Annotated in this window: 9 protein-coding genes; 5 read left to right on the top strand and 4 right to left on the bottom strand. The window is 66.9% G+C overall.

Annotation, left to right across the window (positions count from 1 at the left end; translation table 11 throughout):
- Positions 1-24: 24 nt before the first annotated feature.
- A complete protein-coding gene (locus tag OG842_RS07660) occupies positions 25-4,662 on the bottom strand; it encodes a caspase, EACC1-associated type (RefSeq protein WP_328512135.1) in 4,638 nt (1,545 codons plus the stop codon).
- Positions 4,659-5,078, bottom strand: a complete 420-nt coding sequence (locus OG842_RS07655) for an effector-associated constant component EACC1 (protein WP_328512134.1) — start codon at positions 5,076-5,078, stop codon at positions 4,659-4,661. The genes OG842_RS07660 and OG842_RS07655 overlap by 4 nt, the downstream gene beginning before the upstream one ends.
- Positions 5,079-5,486: 408 nt before the next feature.
- Here OG842_RS07655 and pglX point away from each other — a divergent pair, with 408 nt between their 5' ends.
- On the top strand, positions 5,487-9,161 hold the full coding sequence (gene pglX, locus OG842_RS07650) for a BREX-2 system adenine-specific DNA-methyltransferase PglX (RefSeq protein ID WP_328512133.1): 3,675 nt from the start codon (positions 5,487-5,489) through the stop codon (positions 9,159-9,161).
- A gap of 77 nt (positions 9,162-9,238) precedes the next feature.
- Here the strand turns inward: pglX and OG842_RS07645 are convergent, their stop codons facing one another.
- On the bottom strand, positions 9,239-9,445 hold the full coding sequence (locus OG842_RS07645; protein WP_328512132.1) for a DUF397 domain-containing protein: 207 nt from the start codon (positions 9,443-9,445) through the stop codon (positions 9,239-9,241).
- Positions 9,442-10,278: a helix-turn-helix domain-containing protein gene (locus tag OG842_RS07640; protein ID WP_328512654.1), complete on the bottom strand. Its 837-nt coding sequence runs from the start codon at positions 10,276-10,278 to the stop codon at positions 9,442-9,444. Before OG842_RS07640 ends, OG842_RS07645 begins: the two co-directional genes overlap by 4 nt.
- A 516-nt stretch (positions 10,279-10,794) precedes the next feature.
- Between OG842_RS07640 and OG842_RS07635 the strand changes: the two genes are divergently transcribed.
- The 4 genes from OG842_RS07635 (at position 10,795) to OG842_RS07620 (ending at position 17,810) form a co-directional block, all read left to right on the top strand.
- On the top strand, positions 10,795-11,565 hold the full coding sequence (locus tag OG842_RS07635) for a transposase (RefSeq protein ID WP_266726767.1): 771 nt from the start codon (positions 10,795-10,797) through the stop codon (positions 11,563-11,565).
- 98 nt (positions 11,566-11,663) lie between these two features.
- Positions 11,664-15,134, top strand: a complete 3,471-nt coding sequence (locus OG842_RS07630) for a DEAD/DEAH box helicase (protein ID WP_328512131.1) — start codon at positions 11,664-11,666, stop codon at positions 15,132-15,134.
- Between the two features lie 185 nt (positions 15,135-15,319).
- Positions 15,320-15,772 (top strand): ATP-binding protein, encoded by a 453-nt coding sequence (locus OG842_RS07625; RefSeq protein ID WP_323185711.1) that lies wholly within the window; start codon positions 15,320-15,322, stop codon positions 15,770-15,772.
- A gap of 130 nt (positions 15,773-15,902) precedes the next feature.
- Entirely contained in the window at positions 15,903-17,810 is a 1,908-nt protein-coding gene (locus tag OG842_RS07620; protein ID WP_266728679.1) for an ATP-dependent nuclease, read from the top strand.
- Positions 17,811-18,310: the final 500 nt, after the last annotated feature.

Raw genomic sequence — 18,310 nt, 5'->3', positions numbered from 1 at the left:
TGGTGCGTCGCCCCGGGCCTGGCCTCAGTCGGCCAGGTGCCCGTCACAGGTGTCCTGGTAGGGCTGGCCCGGTACGTATTGCTTCCACTCCTCGCTGGTGAGTCCGCCTCCGGCCACGGTGCAGGCGGTCTCGACGAGATCCGCGCTGATACCGGGAAGGCTGCCGAGGTCCCAGACGGTGAGCGGGTTGTCGTCCCCGCTCACCGTGACGGCATACCTGCCGTCCGGGTGGAACGCGAGGTCGGTCATCTCTTGTCCGTGACGGGCCATCGTGGTGGCCAGGTGGATACGGGTGGGGTCGGCCACACTCCACAAGGTGACGCCGTCGCTCTCATCGAGGCCTGCAACCAGATTTCCAGCAGGGTGGAAGACATACGTGGCGAAGTTGTTCTGGTCCTCGGGTACGTCTGCTGTCTTTCTGGGGCTGCGCGGGTTCTCGATGTCCCACAGGACGATGTCGTGTTGCGAGTCGCCCGTCGCCAGAGTCTTGCCGTCAGGACTGAAGGCGGAACTGCCGTTGCTGTCATCGAGTTCTACTGCTTCGTAGGAATCGTCGGCAGGCCACAGGAACGTCCTCAACCCCGGCAGCGCCACGAGAGTCCCATCGGCACCGAAGTGCGCAGAGTGAACGGTGGAGACGTCGTTGAACGTGCCGACCGCACGAGGGCGTCCCTGCTCTCTGATGTCCCACATTGTGGCCCAGCCTGGCGAGAAGTAGGTTTTCGCCCCGCTGACGATCACGCTCTCGCCTTGCTTGCCGAAATCCACAGACGTGATGGGATCGGTATTGCGGGACAGGTCGGTGACCTTCTGCAGGCGGGCACGGTCCCTGATGTCCCAGATCAGCACGTTGCCGAGCCGATCGCCCGCCGCGAGCAGCCGTCCGTCGGAGCTGATCGCGATATCTGTGACGAACCCGGGCATCGGCGCGGCGGCTGTACGTCTTGGGCTGGTAGGGACGCTCATGTCGTAGAGCGTGACAGCTTGGTCAAATCCAGCGGTGGCCAGCGTCCGCCCGTCCGGCGTGAAGGCCGCGGAGGTGAGGGAGGCCTTCTTCCCGAGTGCAGCGACGGCACGCGGCGGGCCGCCGCCTACCGGGTCCCACTGGATGATCCGGTCCCAGTCGGCAGAGACGATCGAGCGTCCGTCCGCGGAGAAGCGCAGCGTCTCCACCGTAGAGGTGTGCCCGTTCAGCCGGGCGGACTCGGTGGGGTGTGCGGGGTCGGAGATATCCCAGAGGGCGATGGTCTCGTCAGAGCTTCCCGTGGCCAGAGTGCGGCCGTCGGGGCTGAATTCGACCGCGGTCACGTAGTCCTTGTGGGCGGTCCAGCTCGACAGCTCTCTGGGGGTCGCCGGAGTCTTCACATCCCAGACCTGTACGGTCCTGTGGCGCCTGGTGACGAGGAGCCTGCCGTCCCGGCTGAAGCTCTGGCCCTCGCCGACGCGTGGGAGCCGGGTCAGCCGACGGAGGGCCGCTGGGCGGGACACGTCCCAGAGCGTCGCGCCCGATGTGTGGGTGACCGAATCGCTGTTGACCGCATCATCCCGGAAGGACACGATGCCGGTGGAGCTGACGAGTGTTCTGCCGTCCGGGGCGAAGAGCACCGAGGTGCTGTCGTAGACATTTTTGCGCACCTTGAGCAAGGTGGGCCGGGCGCGGTTGCGGATGTCCCACAGGACAAGCGAGCCATGCGCTTGTGATTCGTCCGACGGCGCGTACCTCCCGACTGCAAGCAGTGTGCCGTCGGGACTGAAATCGGCCCCACTGGGTCTGCCCGACACGTCCGGGGATCTCAGTGAACCATCGCGCCGCGGCTGCGTGGGCCGGGTGATGTCCCACAGGTTCACCACGCCGTTGTCGCAGATCACAGCGAGCGTACGAGAGTCGCGGCTGAAGGCGGGCCTGCGCGCAACGCCGGCGCAGGGGGAGAAGGAAGCCAGTCGGGTATTCCGGGCTCTGTCGCCGACACTGCGCAATACCAGCCGCATCCTGTCCGCCTGCGCCGCCACCTGCAGCCTGCCGTCAGGGCTCAGCAGCGGGTCCTTCTCGTTATAGGCAGAGCTGCCGGTGAGTCGGCTCTGGACCAGTGTGTCCGACACTGCTGCCCGCGTCTCCGCGGTGGCCCGCAGCCCGTGCGCTGCCATCGCGATCTTCAGTGCGAGCCGAGGGTCGGCGGCACGCCTGGCCACAGCCTCGGCGACGAGCGCCCGGTGGGTGGCGGATTTGCGCTGTTCCTTCGCCACGCCTTGCTGCTGGAGAGCGAGCACGCCGCCGACGAGCGCCAGGACGAGAGCGAATACGGCTGCGCCGAGCGCCTGCTTGAGGCGCAGAGTGCGGCGCGCCTCACGGGCTCGTGCAGCACGGTCGGCCTCGTCGCTCGCGGCCACGAACCTCTCGTCCAGCCGGGGCAACCGCCGGTGCCTGAGCCGTTCCTCACGCATCAGTCCGAGGGCGGCTTCCAGCAGGCTGCCCCGGTAGTAAAAGCCCGGGTCGCCACCGGACGCGTCCCAGGCACGCGCGATCTCGGAGAGCTGCTGGCGCGCGATCAGGACGCTGCGGTCCTCCTCGATCCACTGGTGCAGCCGGGACCACGACCGCAGTAGCGACTCGTGCGAGAGCTGAGTGCCGTCCTGATCGACGCTGATCAGCCTGGCCGCGGCGAGACGGTCACGGATGGCGGCTGTGAGGTCCTGTTGCTGCGACGGGATGCCGTCCAGCAGTGCGTCGGGGGCCACCTTGCGCCGTACGGCAGTGCCGGTGCCCTCGACCGTCACGTGAACCAGGCGCAGCAACAGTTCGCGCAACGCATCCTGGCCCGCTCTATCGAGGTCCTGATAGAGGCGCTCGGTCGTCGTGCTGATGGAGTGCCAGATGCCGCCGGTGGCCTGATATCCGGCCAGCGTCAGCGTGGTTCCGCTACGCCTGCGCCATGTCTCGCGCAGCGCGTGTGCGAGGAAGGGGAGCGCGGTGTCGAGGTCGGGTCCGGACACGGTCACGGCAGGCATGGGGCCGGAGGCGGTTGCGGTGCCGAACGCCGACGTGGCCGAGGGTGTGCTCTCGGCGTCCGCAACGTCTGCGGTGCTCGCGTCGTCGGTCCCGTTCGACAGTTGCCCCCACCGCAGATCCTGTATCAGCCGATTCGTCAGACCTTGCTCCAGATCCAGTCCTACGACGCCGGCGGGACCCTCGATCGCCGCGCGCAGCTCGTCGTCGGTCATCGGAGGGACCGGCAGTTGGCTTTCCCCCAGGACGGGGACGAGCGGGTCATGGGCGAGGCAGCTGCCGTAGTGGTCGGCTCGCAGACCGAGGACCACGCGCATGCCGCGTTCCTTGCGCGCCTCGCTGTCGTCTGCGTTCTCGTGCCCAGCGAGAACGAGTACCTCGATGAACCGAGCCCTCTCGGTGGGGTCCGCGCAGCGGGTGAATATCTCTTCGAACTGGTCGACCACCAGCAACCCGCAGGGTGGCCGGCCGGACTTCGGTGGTGGTAACCGACCGCCTTCGGCGAGTACGCGGTGGACGTCGGCCGAGGCCCGTCCCGTCGCCCGCGCCCACAACTCTGCCAGCGCCCGGAGAGGGTGTTCCCCGGGGGCGGACAACAACAGTGCCGGCCATGGCAGGTCGTGCGGCTGGGCCATCGAGGAGTGTCGCTGCTCCAGTCCGGCCAGCAGCCCGGCTCTCAGCAGGGACGACTTACCCACTCCGGAGGCGCCGATGACCACGGTCATGGGCGCCGCGCCGTCCGGCGTGGCTGCGCACACGGTGTCGATCAGCCGTCGGGCGAGTTCTTCCCGCCCGAAGAAGTGGTGGCTGTCGGCGGCGCTGAAGTATTCCGTGCCGGGGTAGGGGCACGGAACATCGGCCGGTGGATCGTCCCGCCAAGCCGCTCCATCGTGTGACGTGTCGCCGCTTTCGCGATAGGCCCGGTTCCGGGCGATGAGCAGTGAGCCCAGCGAACCTTCGCTCTGACGCCGTGGCCGGATCGGTCCCTCCGCGAACGCGCGGTCCAGTGCGCTGTACAGGCTGTCCATCGTCAGCCAGGGCGGACCGGCCGGATCACCCTCGGTCAGCAGCCGCAGCAGCCGGCCGCTGAACAACGTGTGACGCCGCTCCTCGGGTGCGAAGGACAGGTCGTAGAGAGAGGTGGCACTGAGCAGCAGGCTGCCGTCCGGCCGGACGGATACGAACGGCTCCTGGGCAGGGACACCGCTGCCGTCGGGAACGTCGGCCCGCCCGGAGTAGCAGCAGTCCAGTACGACGATGCCGCCACCCGCACACGCGCTCAAGAGACCCTGCACCGTGTGGTACGGCACGGCCCGTGAGATCTCCTCGTGGGACCGGGTGCCGTGGGTCGCCAGATACAGCTCGTCGCGGGGACCCAGCAGTCCGTGTCCGACGTAATGGACGTACACGACCCCGGTCGCCTCGCGCGCCACCCGCTCGATTACGCCGAGCACCTCCTCGGTGTCCGCGTCGGCCGGGATGCGATGTACATGCTCCGGGCTGACTCCACAAACGTCCCGCAGGGCGGTCTCCAGGTCGTCGAGCGTGGTGGCGGCCGAGGGCAGATCATGCAGCTCTGAACCGGATACGTGCCTGTGACTGCCGAACAGGACGGCATGGGCACCGGCCGCGGCGAGTCCGGCTGCTCCAGATATCACCGCTGTGGGGCCTCTGGCGACAGCTCGCCGTCGGCGGGCGGGACCGGGTCGGCTCCCGTGCCGAGGAGGGCGGCCAGCTCCCTCGCCAACTGGGCATTCTGTTCCGCGTTCATTCCTCTGACACGGGTCGCGGAGACGGTGACCGTGGTCCCGTCGGGCCGGGTGATCGTGACGGTCTGGTCGCCCCGGCGGCTCTGCACCCACGCGACGAGCGCTCCGGCGAAGACCACGGCCACGCCACCCGGCCCGAGCACCGCGAGCAGGGCCTCCGCACCCAGCCCCATGGCGTCGGACGGTATCGGTGACGTTGTGTGCCCGCGGATCCGTCCCCTCAGCTCGGGCTCGTCGGACAGCCAGCGGCGAAGGTCGTGCAAGCCGCCGGAATCACCGTCCTCGACGGAGACGGTAATGCGCACGCTTCCTCCAGCGGATCGCTCTTCGCACGTCGCGGGGCGCCACCCTACGATGTCCGATCCCAACGGGCCTAGCCGGTTTCCGGTCCCGTTGTGGCGGGCCTGACGCCGTCGGGGGACTGCCTCGCATGGGAGGGATCCGCGCTGACGAGCAGCTGTCACCGAGGAGAGCCGCGGCCTCCTGACGGAGAGGCCGGCGCAGCGCCTGGGGGAGCACACCTGGGCCCCTTTCAGCCCGCCTGAGGAGGGTGGTGCCAGTGAGCTGGAGGCGCTCTTCGCCAGGAGCGACATGGGCCGTGCTGTCCGGTTACGGATGAAGGGTCCGGGGAGGGGCGGCAGGGCTGGCAGGATGGATGCGGATGAGCTGCGGGCCCGGGTGGGGTCCGGGTCACGGAATGAGGGGGCGCCCCGGTGGACAAGGCCGCACTGCTGAAGGATCTGCGCAAGCAGGTCACCGCGCTGGAGGACGACCTCCGGGCTCGCACGGAGTCGGTGGACGAGTACCGAACCGACCTGGAGCGCGAGTACGCGGCGGCCCGCGAGGCGAGCCGTACGGCGGCGACGTACGGGGCCTGGCGGGACGAGCGCGTGACGCAAGCGGCGGCGGCCTGGGCGCTGGCCACGGTGTTCGTACGGTTCTGCGAGGACAACGGCCTGGTCGACGACCCGTTCATCGCGGGCCCGGGAGAGCGGCTCGCGGACGCGGAGGACCGGCAGGCGGCGTTCTTCCGGGAGAAGCCGGAGCTGAACGACCGGGACTGGCTGGTAGCGGGCTTCGGCCACCTGTCGGATGCGCACAAGGCGGTGGCAGGGCTCTTCGACCGGGGCCACAACGCGCTGTGGGGGCTGAGCCCGTCGTACGAGGCAGCGACGCGGCTGCTGGGCTTCTGGCGCGAGCGGGGCGCGGACGGCGAGATCATCCACGACTTCACGGACGGGGAGTTGGACACCCGGTTCCTGGGCGACCTCTACCAGGACCTGAGCGAGCACGCGCGGAAGACGTACGCGCTGTTGCAGACGCCCGAGTTCGTGGAGGAGTTCATCCTCGACCTGACGCTTGAGCCTGCGGTCGAGGAGTTCGGCCTGGACCCGGCGTGGAAGCACAAGCCGGCGGGGTGGCCGGGAGAGGAACCGGTGGTACGGGGCCTGCGGTGCATCGACCCGGCGTGCGGGTCCGGTCACTTCTTGCTCGGCATGTTCGAGCGGCTGCTGAAGAAGTGGCGGGAGGCGGAGCCGGGCACGGAGGACTGGGAGCTGGTGCGGCGGTCCCTGGAGTCGGTGCACGGCTGCGACAAGAACCCGTTCGCGGTGGCGATCGCCCGGTTCCGGATGCTGGTGGCGGTGCTGAAGGCGTGCGGGGAGCGGCGGTTGGCGGCGGCTCCGGAGTTCCCGATCAACGTGGCGGTGGGGGACTCGCTGCTGCATGGGCGGGGGGCGGAGACGGTTACGGAGACGCTGGACTCGCTGTTCGGGGGCGAGGGTCAGGGGATGTTCGCGTACCGGACGGAGGATGTCCGGGAATACGCGGCGCGGGTTGACCTGCTGGGGCGGGGGAGCTACCACGTGGTGGTAGCGAATCCGCCTTACATTACGGTCAAAGACAAGCAGGAGAACGAGAACTATAAGAAGGCGTATGACGCCTGCTATAGGCAGTATGCGCTCTCAGTGCCCTTCGCTCAGCGGATTTTCGAACTCTCAGTGCGGGCTGGCGGTACTCGACGCGATGGCGGATTTACCGGACAAATCACAGCGAACTCATTCATGAAGAGGGAGTTCGGTAGGAAGCTGATTGAAGAATTCTTCCCGAAAATTGACCTGACGCATGTGGTCGACACATCTGGAGCGTTTATTCCAGGACATGGAACGCCGACAGTTATCTTGGCGGGCCGAAATCAAATCTCACGTTCGTCGGATACGACACGATCGGTGATGGGTGTGCGAGGTGAGCCAAGTCAGCCTCTAGATCCGGCTGCCGGAATTGTCTGGTTGGCAATTGTAGAGCAGATCGAGGTTCCGGCGAGCGAGTCCGATTGGGTGACGGTGGAGGACTCTAACCGTGAGAAATACTCTGAGCATCCATGGTCACTCAGCGGAGGCGGGGCGGCCGCGCTTCACCGCAACTTGGAGTCGGGGTCTGAGGGTTCGCTTGGTGGTGAGGTTTCGCGAATCGGCTTTTATGGGATGACGCATGCTGACGATGTGATGACTAAACCAGCACGAGTTTTCAGGCGGAACCACGCTGAACCGGAGTATCATCTTCCTCTAACGGTTGGTGAAGAAGTCCGTGACTGGGGTGCTGTGACTGCCCATGACATCTTTCATCCTTACAGCGATATGCGGCAGCTCGTGCCCATCGAGCAGATGTCAGCGCATGCAAGCAGTCTCTGGAGATACCGAACTGAATTGGGTTGCCGTTCCACCTTTAGTAAAGGGACATATTTCAGTGACGGGCGGCCCTGGCACGAGTGGCATCAACTACCGAAGGATGAGGGTGTCCATCCATGGTCCATTTCCTTCGCTGGTATCACGACACATAATCATTTTGTTATAGATCGAGGCGGGAAGGCATTCAAGCAGTCTGCTCCCATCATCAAGCTACCTGCGGGGGCTGCGGAGGAGCAGCATTTGGAGTTGCTTGGGGTGCTGAACTCATCGACGGCTTGCTTCTGGCTCAAACAGGTGAGTCAGGGGAAGGGGGGGAGCGGCGTTGGGTGTGGCATCAAGGACGAGGCGTGGGAGGAGCGGTACGAGTTCACGGGAACTAAGCTTCAGGAGTTTCCACTCCCAGCCAAGCTGCCGCTTGAACTCGGTCGCACCCTCGACGCCCTCGGGCGCAAGTTGGCAGCCTACGAGCCCTCTGCTGTTGGTTCCTCCGTGCTCATGGCTAGGGCGAGCCTTGACGCGGCAAGTGCTGCCTACGTTTCGGTCCGCTCTCAGATGATCGCACTTCAAGAAGAGTTGGATTGGGACGTCTACGGTTCGTACAACCTCCTCACGCCCGGCGAATTGGCACGAACAACCCTTACAGATCCTTCTGAAGTTCCTGAGGTGGCCCTCGGTGAACGGGCATTCGAGATTGTCCTAGCTCGAAATGTGGCCGCAGGTGAGGCCGAGACCGCGTGGTTTGAGCGGCACGGTTCTATTTCTGTGACTGAGATTCCTGCTCATTGGCCCGCCGAGTACAAGAGTGTTGTCCAGGCGCGCATTGACATCATCAACTCCCGCAAGGACATCGCGCTCATTGAGCGGCCCGACTGCAAGCGCCGGTGGTCCTCCGAGCCGTGGGAGAAGAAGGAGAAGGAGGCGCTTCGTAACTGGTTGCTTGACCGCTGCGAGGACGAGAACCTGTGGTTCGCCCTTAGGGACGGTTTCCGCGCCCCTCGTGCGCTCACCGTCTCGCAGCTCGCCGACGCTCTTCGCCAAGAAGCCGACGTGCAAGCGGTCGCTGAGTTGTACGCCGCCGACCACATGGGTAAGCGCGATGCCACCCTTGCAGCGGTGCTGGCGGACATCATCGCCCCTGAGCATGTCCCGCACCTAGCCGCCTTGCGTTACAAGGACTCGGGTCTGCGTAAGCGCGAGCAGTGGGAGCAGGTTTGGGACCTCCAGCGCGAGGAGGATAGGACGGGAAAGCGGCTCGACATCCCCGTACCTCCGAAGTACAGCGCCGCTGACTTTCTCAAGCACACGTACTGGTCACATCGAGGCAAGCTGGACGTGCCCAAGGAGCGGTTCATCTCCTACCCCGACGCGTCCCCGGACTCGGACCCGACGCTGCTGCTCGGCTGGGCCGGCTGGGATCACAAGGATCAGGTGCAGGCCCTGATCAACGTGATCAATGACCGTACTGAGCAAGCTGGTTGGGAAACCTCGCGCCTGACTCCGCTCATCGCGGGCATCCAGGAGCTGATGCCGTGGGTTCACCAGTGGCACGGCGAATACGACGAAGAGTGGGACGGCACGCCCGCCGAGGAGTACCAGGCGTACCTGGACGAGCAGCGCGCCAAGCATGGACTCTCGGCCGAGGACCTCACGGCCTGGCGGCCCGAGAAGAAGACGCGCGGCCGGGCGAAGAAGGCCGACTGAGCCCCGCGTACAAGGGTGTGCAAGAAGACGCCCCGCCGCCGGAAAGCTCGGTGGCGGGGCACCGCCGTCACGCGCAGTCAGCCCTGCGCGGCGAACTCCACGAAGGCCGCCCAGCCACCAGAGGCGACAGACAGGATCGGCCCCGTCTTCTCCTTCGAGTCGCGGACATGGACGGTGCCGGGCCGGGCCGCGACCTCGACACATTCGCCGCCCTCGGCTCCGCTGTAGCTGCTTTTGTACCAAGCCAGCTCCGTAGCTGCCGTGTTGGTCTCCGCAATCTTCATAGCTCTCCCAGCAACTTTTCGACAAAGGCAAGCGACTCCCGGGGCGTGAGAGCCTGCGCTCGGATGATCCCATAGCGGGCTGCGAGGGAGCGGACCTCTTCGGGATCCGTCACGAAGGTGCTGCGCCCCTGAACTTCCAAGTACGCAACCTGTTCCCCACCTTTGCGTGAGATCAGGGTGAACGGTCCGTCGACTCCGGCATTGTCCTCTCGGTCGAGCGGCATGACCTGAATCTCCACGTTGCGCTTCTCACCGATGAGAAGCAACTGCTCCAACTGGCCATGGAGAACGCTCGTACCTCCGAAGGGGCGGCGGAGCACCGCTTCTTCGATGGCGAAGCTCATGAGCGGGGCCGGCCACCGGCTGAAGATCTCCTGCCGTGCCAGGCGCCCGGCCACTCGTTGCTCGATGGTCTCGTCATCCAGGAGAGGCCGCCGCCTGGTGAGCAGAGCACGCATATACTCCTCCTTTTGCAGCAGGCCGGGCACGGCCTGAACGGCGTACAGATGCAGCTCGACCGCCTCCGCCTCCAGCCTCGCCGCGTCCCGGAAGAACGCCGGGTACTGCGCCCGAGCAACCTCCTCCTTGCTGGCCTTCAGCACCCCGCCCGCGTCCAGCAGTTCGTCCGCCTGGTCGATGAACTTCGGTGGCGGGATCCTGCGCCCCTGCTCGAACGAGGCGATGCTCGACGCCGAGTACCCCGTCATCGCCCCGAACTCCGCCCGCTCCAGCCCCGCCCGCACCCGGAAGAGCTTCAAGTGCTGGCCGAACACATGCAGGATGCCCGACCCGACCTCGTACTCGTGCTCCGGCTGCTGTCGCTGATCGTCCACGTCCCACGCCTCCGTAACGTCCCGCGTCGTCCTACCTGCCCCGAACGTCTCACCCACGCATCGGCCAACGCCGCTCACCGGAGCCGGTCATGCCCCGTACCGCGTACAGCCCGCGCGCGGACGCGTACAACAGGGACCCGTCGGCGCGTCTCTCCTGGTCAACGGTATGCACGCGTCGAGATCGTTTGCTGGATGAACCGAGCAGTTCCCCCAGACGTGCGCACCCTGTGGCCGCCCGGCGAGGAGAGTGAGGTGCGCACCGCGCAACTCGTCCCTCGGCGGACACGTAATCCATGCCATCCAGGGCGCGTTGCACGTTCAGGGGGCAGCCCCGAGGACTCTGAGGAATGCCTGGTTCCGCTCGATTCCTGACGTTCGTCTGGCTCTCCGTTCGCCACCAGCGGCGCAGCGGACACCGACCTGAGGTCGCATATGCGCCAACGCCCAGTGCGCACGGTGCACGGAGCTGACTAAGACCTGTCCCGTAACTGCTGGTCAGGGGTGAGATGATCTTTCGTGTCTGGTGTGATCACGGCGTCGCAGCCCTCCTGGATAGCCCCGTTCAGCGGGTTGAGCCCGCGTCAGTTCGGCAAGCTGATCACCGCGCTCCGGCGCGAGGGTGCGGATCCGGTGCGCAAGGGCCGGCCGTGGAGTCTGCCGCTGGAGGACCGCGTTCTGCTGGTCGCCGCTTACTGGCGCACGAACCTGACCTTGCGGCAGCTGGCGCCACTCTTCGGGGTGTCGAAGTCCGCGGCCGACCGCATCATCGACCACCTCGGGCCGTCGCTCGCCCTCCAGCAACGCAAGCGGTTCCGCAAGGACGCCGTGCTGATCGTCGACGGCACCCTGGTCCCCACCCGCGACCACAGCGTCGCCGAACAGTCGAAGAACTACCGGTACTCCACCAACCACCAGGTCGTCATCGACGCGGACACCCGGCTGGTCGTCGCGGTCGGCCGTCCGTTGCCCGGCAACCGCAATGACTGCAAGGCGTGGGAGCTGTCCGGCGCGAAGGCCGCCGTCGGCAGGACCACGGTCATCGCGGATGGCGGCTACAGGGGCACCGGCCTGGTCATCCCGCACCGCCGCGAAGCCGGCCGGAACGAACTGGAGCCATGGAAAGAGGAACACAACGCCTCACACCGCAAGGTCCGCGCCCGCGTCGAGCACGCCTTCGCCCGGATGAAGACCTGGAAGATCCTCCGCGACTGCCGCCTCAAAGGTGACGGCGTACACCACGCGATACTCGGCATCGCCCGCCTGCACAACCTCACCCTCGCCGGGTGACGAAGGAACAAGCAGGTCAGCAAACACGTCGTAGATCATTTACGGGACAACGCTTAGGGTGATCGTTCCCGGCGGACCGGAACGAGGGGGCGGGCCGTATGGCGGCGATCAGTGAGCGACGGCGCAGGGCGGACATCGTGCGCTACTGGCGGGCGGTGGAGATGTTCAGCCCGCAGAAGGTGGAGAAGACCTCGCCGCCGAAGCACATGTATCCCGTGGAATCCGGGCGTCCTCTGCCGTGGGAAGAGGGGCATCCCGTACGGCGGCGGAGCCCGGGTCGGAACATGGTCAGGCAGCACACCGTCTACTGCGGGGTTTACCCGGTCGCGTCCGTCCGCGATGTCCTGCTCGATGTCTTCGGCGGCAGCGAGGAGGACCACGACGGCCGCGTGGACGGTGACAGCGCCCTGCTGGCCTTCGAGGTCACGGATGAAGGGCTGCTGGTCCAGGACTCCATCACCTTCTCCGCGTGCGCCTGGGCGACGGGGCGCAGCCGTAAGCCCGGCCCCGGGGCTCAGGGCTGGCTCGACGGCTTCGAGGCGGAAGCCGACGAGTGCGAAAGTGTTGTGCTGGGTATCGGCGACGGCAAGGTGACGATCGCGGACACCGCGCCAGGGCGGCGGCAGCGGCCTTTCGCGGGGTTGCTGTGCGAGATCACGGTCGGCGCGGTCGGCGGTGCCTTGAACGCCGCGTTCGGACCGGTGCTCGGTGACCTGGCGGTTGGTGCCCTCTCCGGCGCCGTCGACGCAGTGGCCGACAGCGGTGCAAGGCGCTCCACCAGGCGCGAGGACGACGGGCCGCTGGACGGGAGCCCGTTGGACGAGGGCGACGCAGCTGATGCGGCAGATGGCGACGAGGGTCCGCCACGGCTCGGCGAGAAGCCGTTGACCGTGCGTGACCTGTCGGCCGTCACCCGCTGGGTGGCAGAACAGTTCGGCGTCACCGACGATCTGCGGCCGGAGACGATTCGGGTCCAGTGCAAATCTGTGTCCCGGCGAAAGGCGGGCCGGTCGGGCGGGTCGGACTTCCTGAACAGCTTCATCGCGGCGGACCTCGGCCTGGTCGCGGGCAGCCTCAGCAAGGACGAGCCAGGGCCTGCGCTACGGGACTACCTGACCGCCTCGACCGCGCTGCGCGGCCGTGCGCGCATCGACCTCAAGCACGACCCCGGAGCGGTACTCGATGGTGTGCAGCCGGTCCATTTCCCGCTCGGGCGATGGCCGGCGAAGACGGAGCACCCGCTGGTGCTGAGCCAGCAGTTCGCAGTGAACCGGATCGTGGAGCAACTCGCCGACACCGATGGCCTGTACGCGGTGAACGGCCCGCCCGGTACAGGCAAGACCACACAGCTACGGGACCTCATCGCCTCCGTGCTGGTCATGAGGGCGGAGCGCCTGGCTGAACTCCGAAGGCCCGAAGACGCGTTCACCGGCCAGCCGCATCGCTGGAGTACCGGCACCTACCAGCGGTCCGTCGCGTCGCTCAAACCGGAGCTGACGGGTTACGAGATGGTGATCGCGTCGGCCAACAACGGCGCTGTCGAGAATGTCTCCAACGAGATTCCCGCGCTCGAATCCGTCGCCGCGGAGTGGCGGGAGGAAGCGTCCTTCTTCCCGGAACAGGGACGACTCGTCCTCGACGGCGTACCGGCGTGGGGAACCCTCGCCGCAAAGCTCGGCAACAAGGGGAACCGTTCGGATTTCCGCAGCAAGTACTGGTTCGGCCCTCCGCGCGAGGAGCGGGCCGAGCGTGGCGAAGGCATGCGGGACGTCCTGAAGGCGGCTGCTTCACGCGGCTTCGACCTGATGTGGTGGCGGGAGTCCGTCGCTCGTTTCCGGGACGCACGGCAGACGGTGCAGGCCCTGCAGGACGAGCGTCAGCGAGCGTATGAGGCACTCCTGGATTTCAACGGTTCGGACGCGGCTGTCACTACTTCCCAGGAGGCGGTTCTCAGTGCTCAGCAGGATCTGGACGCACTTCGGCAACCGGCCGCGGAGGCCCGTGCGGCTCGCGGCCGAGCGCAGAGGGACCTCGTCGGCCCCGCGGGCCGGAGGGCGGAGCACCGCCGGCACCGTCCCGGCCTGACCGCGGGCATCTTCACGCTCGGCGCGGCGCAGCGCGACTGGCAGACGGAGGATCAGCTGCTGGCCGAGGCGGAGCAGGCAGCTCGGGCCGCGTACGAGGAACACACCCAGGCGGCCGCCGCGTACGACCGGGCCGAAGCGGCCCGCAGAGATGTCCTGGACGAAGCCAGGCAGGTGCTCCAAGCGGCGGAAGGACGCCACGCACAACTCCGGGCCACCTTGGGGGCAGCCCTTGAGCGCTGGGACACTTTCATTCCGGGCCAAGAAGAGCGCGGTGAGCGGACGGAGGAGGATGCCAGGGAGCTCTCCTCGCCCTGGTCCGATCCCGAGTTCACCAAGGCCCGCACACGACTCTTTCTCGCCGCGATGGATCTGCACCGTGCGTTCATCGAAGGCGCGGCAGACCGGATGCGCAAGAATCTCGACGCCGCGATGGACGTCCTCTGCGGCGACGCTCCCAAGACACTGAAACCGGAAGTGGCGCTGGCGGCCTGGCAGAGTCTCTTCCTCGCTCTGCCGGTCGTCTCCACCACATTCGCCTCACTGGACCGGATGTTCACCGGTCTGGGGCCCCGGTCGCTGGGCTGGATGCTGATCGACGAGGCCGGCCAGGCGACCGCCCAGATGCCGGTGGGTGCCCTGTGGCGGGCGCGCAGAGGCGTCATCGTGGGCGATCCGCTGCAGCTGGAGCCGGTGGTCACGCTGCCGCACACGGGCCAGCAGGCGCTTCGCCGTACGTTCGGTGTGTCTGAGGAGTGGGAACCGTCCCGCACCTCGGCGCAGCGCGTCGCGGACCGGCTGAACAGCTACGGCACATGGCTTCCGGCACCTCAGGGTTCTGAGGACGACCGGGTCTGGGTGGGGTCGCCGCTGCGCGTGCACCGGCGCTGCGACGACCCGATGTTCACGATCAGCAACGAGATCGCCTACGACGGGCTCATGGTGCACGGGGTGCACCGGGACGACGATTACGCGGTGGCCCGGCGCGGGGTGTGGTGGCCGGTGAGCGGCGGGCGGGCACCGCAGGGCAAGTGGTCGCCGGACGAGGGGGATTGCGCGAACGTCATCGTGCACCGGCTGGTCGACCAGGGCCTGGATCCTGAGCGTGAGCTCTTCGTCATCAGCCCGTTCCGGGATGTCGTGGCCGGACTCCGTCGCAGCCTGTGCCGGGTTGTCCCCCGTGACAGGGTGGGCACCGTGCATACGACCCAGGGGAAGGAAGCCGACGTAGTGCTGCTGGTCCTCGGCGCGGGCGGGGACAAAGCAGGCCCGCGAGCCTGGGCGGCCTCCGCCCCGAACCTGCTGAACGTCGCGGTGAGTCGCGCTCGTCGGCGGCTGTTCGTCGTGGGAGACCATGACGCATGGCGTGGACACCAGCACTTCGACGTGCTCGCACGTCAGCTGCCGTGCATCTCGGAGGCCGAGCAGGCGGCCATGCGGGAACTCGCCCCGACGGTGCTCGCCGAAGGGTGCCGCTGCCGATAGGCAAGGGCGCAGTCCACCCGGGGCGGCGGCCGAAGCGGGCCTCCATGCCGAGCCCGTCACTCTCCCTTCCGTGTACAGCTCGCACACGCACGCGTACAGCCCGTTCTCGTCCCCGCGTCTGCCCTGGTCAACGGTATGCCGTGGGCGAGATTGTCGTCCTCATGAGCCGAGCTACCACCCCAGAGGTGCCGATCCAGCAACCGGCGGCACTCGTACGCGAATTCGCCATGCAGTTCACCTCCACTCCACGCGGCGCCCGGCTCGCTCGGCGCCTCGTCTCGCACCGGCTCGACGAGTGGGGCCACCCCTACGACTCCACCCCCAACGAGACCTTCACCCTGATCGCCGCCGAGCTGGCAACAAACGCCATCCGTCACGGCCACGTGTCCGGACGCGACTTCCATGTAAGGCTCATCGAATGCACATCCAAGGCAATGACGTTTCTCCGCATCGAGGTTGCTGATACCCGCACCGAGCGGTGCCCTTCCCCCGAGGCGCCCACTCCGCCGGCTACCGACGATGAGTCAGGTCGTGGCCTGTTTCTCGTCTCGCAGCTCGCAGACCGCTGGTGCGTGGCACCTCGAGTCGGAGCCCCGGGCAAGAGCGTATGGGCGGAAATCGAACTCAATCACGGTTAATTCCAACCGAGTTGGCCGACGAAAAATCATCTGATTCTCAGTCACTCTCGTCGCTAACATCATGATTGTCACAGTGGGCCCATCCGGCTCACCCGAACCACTTTCCAGGACGACCGTGAAAATCAAGCGCGTGCGCGTAGAGAACTTCTGCTGTCTGCACAAGGTGGACATCGCCTTCGAGGAAATCACCTGCTTCATCGGCCCGACCGGTGTCGGCAAGTCCACCGTGCTGCGCGCACTCGACTGGTTCTTCAATGGCGAACGTTCGGTCTCGCTGAGCACGGACGATGTCCACTCGGCGGCCGACGGCGAGCGCATCTCCGTCGAGGTCGAGTTCGACGGGCTCACCACTTGCGACCGCGATGCCCTCGGCCGATACGCACCCGAGGGCGCCGAGACCTTCAGTGTCTGGCGGACCTGGGAGGCGGGGGACGACAAGATCACCGGGAAGGCTTTGGCCTACGGCCCCTTCGAGGAGATCCGGCGGCACGCCAAGGCGATGGACAAGCGTCGGGCGTACAACGATCTCCGCGAGAGCGACCCCGGGCTCGGACTGCCCCCGGCCGGGAAGGCCGAGGCCGTTGACGAGGCCATGAACCTCTGGGAACTGGCGAACCGGAACCGGCTCACCGAGACCGAGATCGAGGGGACACATTTCTTCGGGTTCGCGGGGCAGAGCAAGCTGGCCGCGCTGATCGACTTCGTCTTCATCTCGGCCGATCTCCGTGCCTACGAGGAGGCTGACGACTCCAAGGCGACGGCTCTCGCCCGCATCCTCAATTACTCGGTGGACCGCTCCCAGGCGAACGCGCAGCTCGGTGAGATCGAGGATGCCGCTCACCTGGCACGCCAGAAAGTGCACGCCGATGTCTACGGGACCGTGCTCCAGGATTTGTCGGCTGCGTTGTCGAGGGAGGTGGCGCAGTTCACGACCGGTCGGGACATTGTCGTCACCCCCACTGTGCAGGCGCCCAGGGCCTCCAAGACCGTGTTCGAGGCGAGTGTCATGGACGGGGCTGCCAAGACGTCCGTGTATCGCCAGGGGCACGGCTTCCAGCGCGCGCTGATCATCGCGACCTTGAAGTACCTGGCCGAGCAGCGACGTGCGGACGGAGGGACGCGCACGCTCTGCCTCGCTGTCGAGGAGCCTGAGCTGTTCCAGCACCCGCCGCAGGCAAGGGTGTTCGCGGAGGTGCTGCGCGGGCTGGTCGCGTCGTCCGTGGAGGGTCGGACCCAGGTGATGTACGCGACGCACAGCCCTGTGTTCATCGACCCGGAGGGCTACCACCAGATTCGCCGGCTCAGCCGTGAGGTGGTGGAGGCGCATCCGGTCACCAGGGTCTGGCAGGTATCCGAGGCCGAGTTGTGTGCGTCGCTCACGGGACTGGTGGGCGAGGATGCGATCAAGCGGCGGACGGGTCCCCGGCTGGCAGGCTCGCTGGCCGAGGGCTTCTTCGCCCATGCTGTGGTGCTTGCCGAGGGCACTACGGACGGGGCCGTACTCACCGGCTGCGCGGAGAGGGCCGGAGTGAGCCTTGGCGCGGAGGGGATCACGCTCATCGATGTGACGGGCAGGGACAACATTCTCCTTTGCCATGCGATTCTCAGCTCCCTCGGTGTGCCGTGTCATGTGATCTTCGATGGTGACGCCGGAATGCTGGAGCGTAAGACGGAGTCCGTACAGCATCTGGAGCCTGAGAAGCGGCAGGAGAAGGTACTGAACTTCGAGGGCCAGGCGCGGAAGATCGCTGACGACAACGCGAGCCTGCTCGGATACCTGGGTGCCTCGCGGACGCCCTGGCCCGCGACCGAGCCGTCCGCGAATTACACGGTGTTCGAGGACGTGCTGGAGACATATCTCTCGGAGTATTGGCCGGCCTGGGGCGTTCGACGGCAGCAGTTGATCGACACGGGGGACGGGGTGCCCGACAAGAATGCGGCTACCTACCGTGAGGCCGCCCGAACGGCGACGACCGAGCCCCCGTACGTTCTCCAGGCGGCCTTGGAGAACGTACGGGCCTTGACCAGGGCCTTCTGACTCTCCGACCTGATGAAGGTCCGTGGAGGGCACGCACCTCGTGCCCTCCACCGCATCGTCCGGCGCCGCCTCAGCCGCAGGCGCTCGCCCTGGCCTCCGTAACGACCACGTCCTCAAGCCGGACGGACAGTGACTGGTCGCGCCGCGCGTCCCACAGCCATACGCGGTCCCCGGAAGTGCCGAAGGTGAGCAGGGCCCGGCGGGCACGGGCCCCGCATCCGCACGTTCGCCAGGGCCGCTCAGGTCACCGGCCAGCGGACCCGGACCCCGCTCGCGGACCCGGTACCGTCCTCCCGGCCGATCGCCGGGTGACCGTGCGCACCATTCGTAACATGCTGCCTTCTCCGTTCCCATACTGCTTTCGCACGACGTCAGCGCTCTTGGCCCCGGTCGTGCGTAGTTGGCCGAGATAGCTCTCTCGTATCACGGCCAAGCCTGGAACCATGCGCTTCATTGCCCCGGGGAGCATGACGGGGCCAACGAGGGGAAGCACAGAGCAC

Source organism: Streptomyces sp. NBC_00376, from assembly GCF_036077095.1.
Classification (GTDB): domain Bacteria; phylum Actinomycetota; class Actinomycetes; order Streptomycetales; family Streptomycetaceae; genus Streptomyces.
Note: the sequence above shows the minus strand (reverse complement) of the source record. Positions and strands in the feature narration are given on the sequence as shown.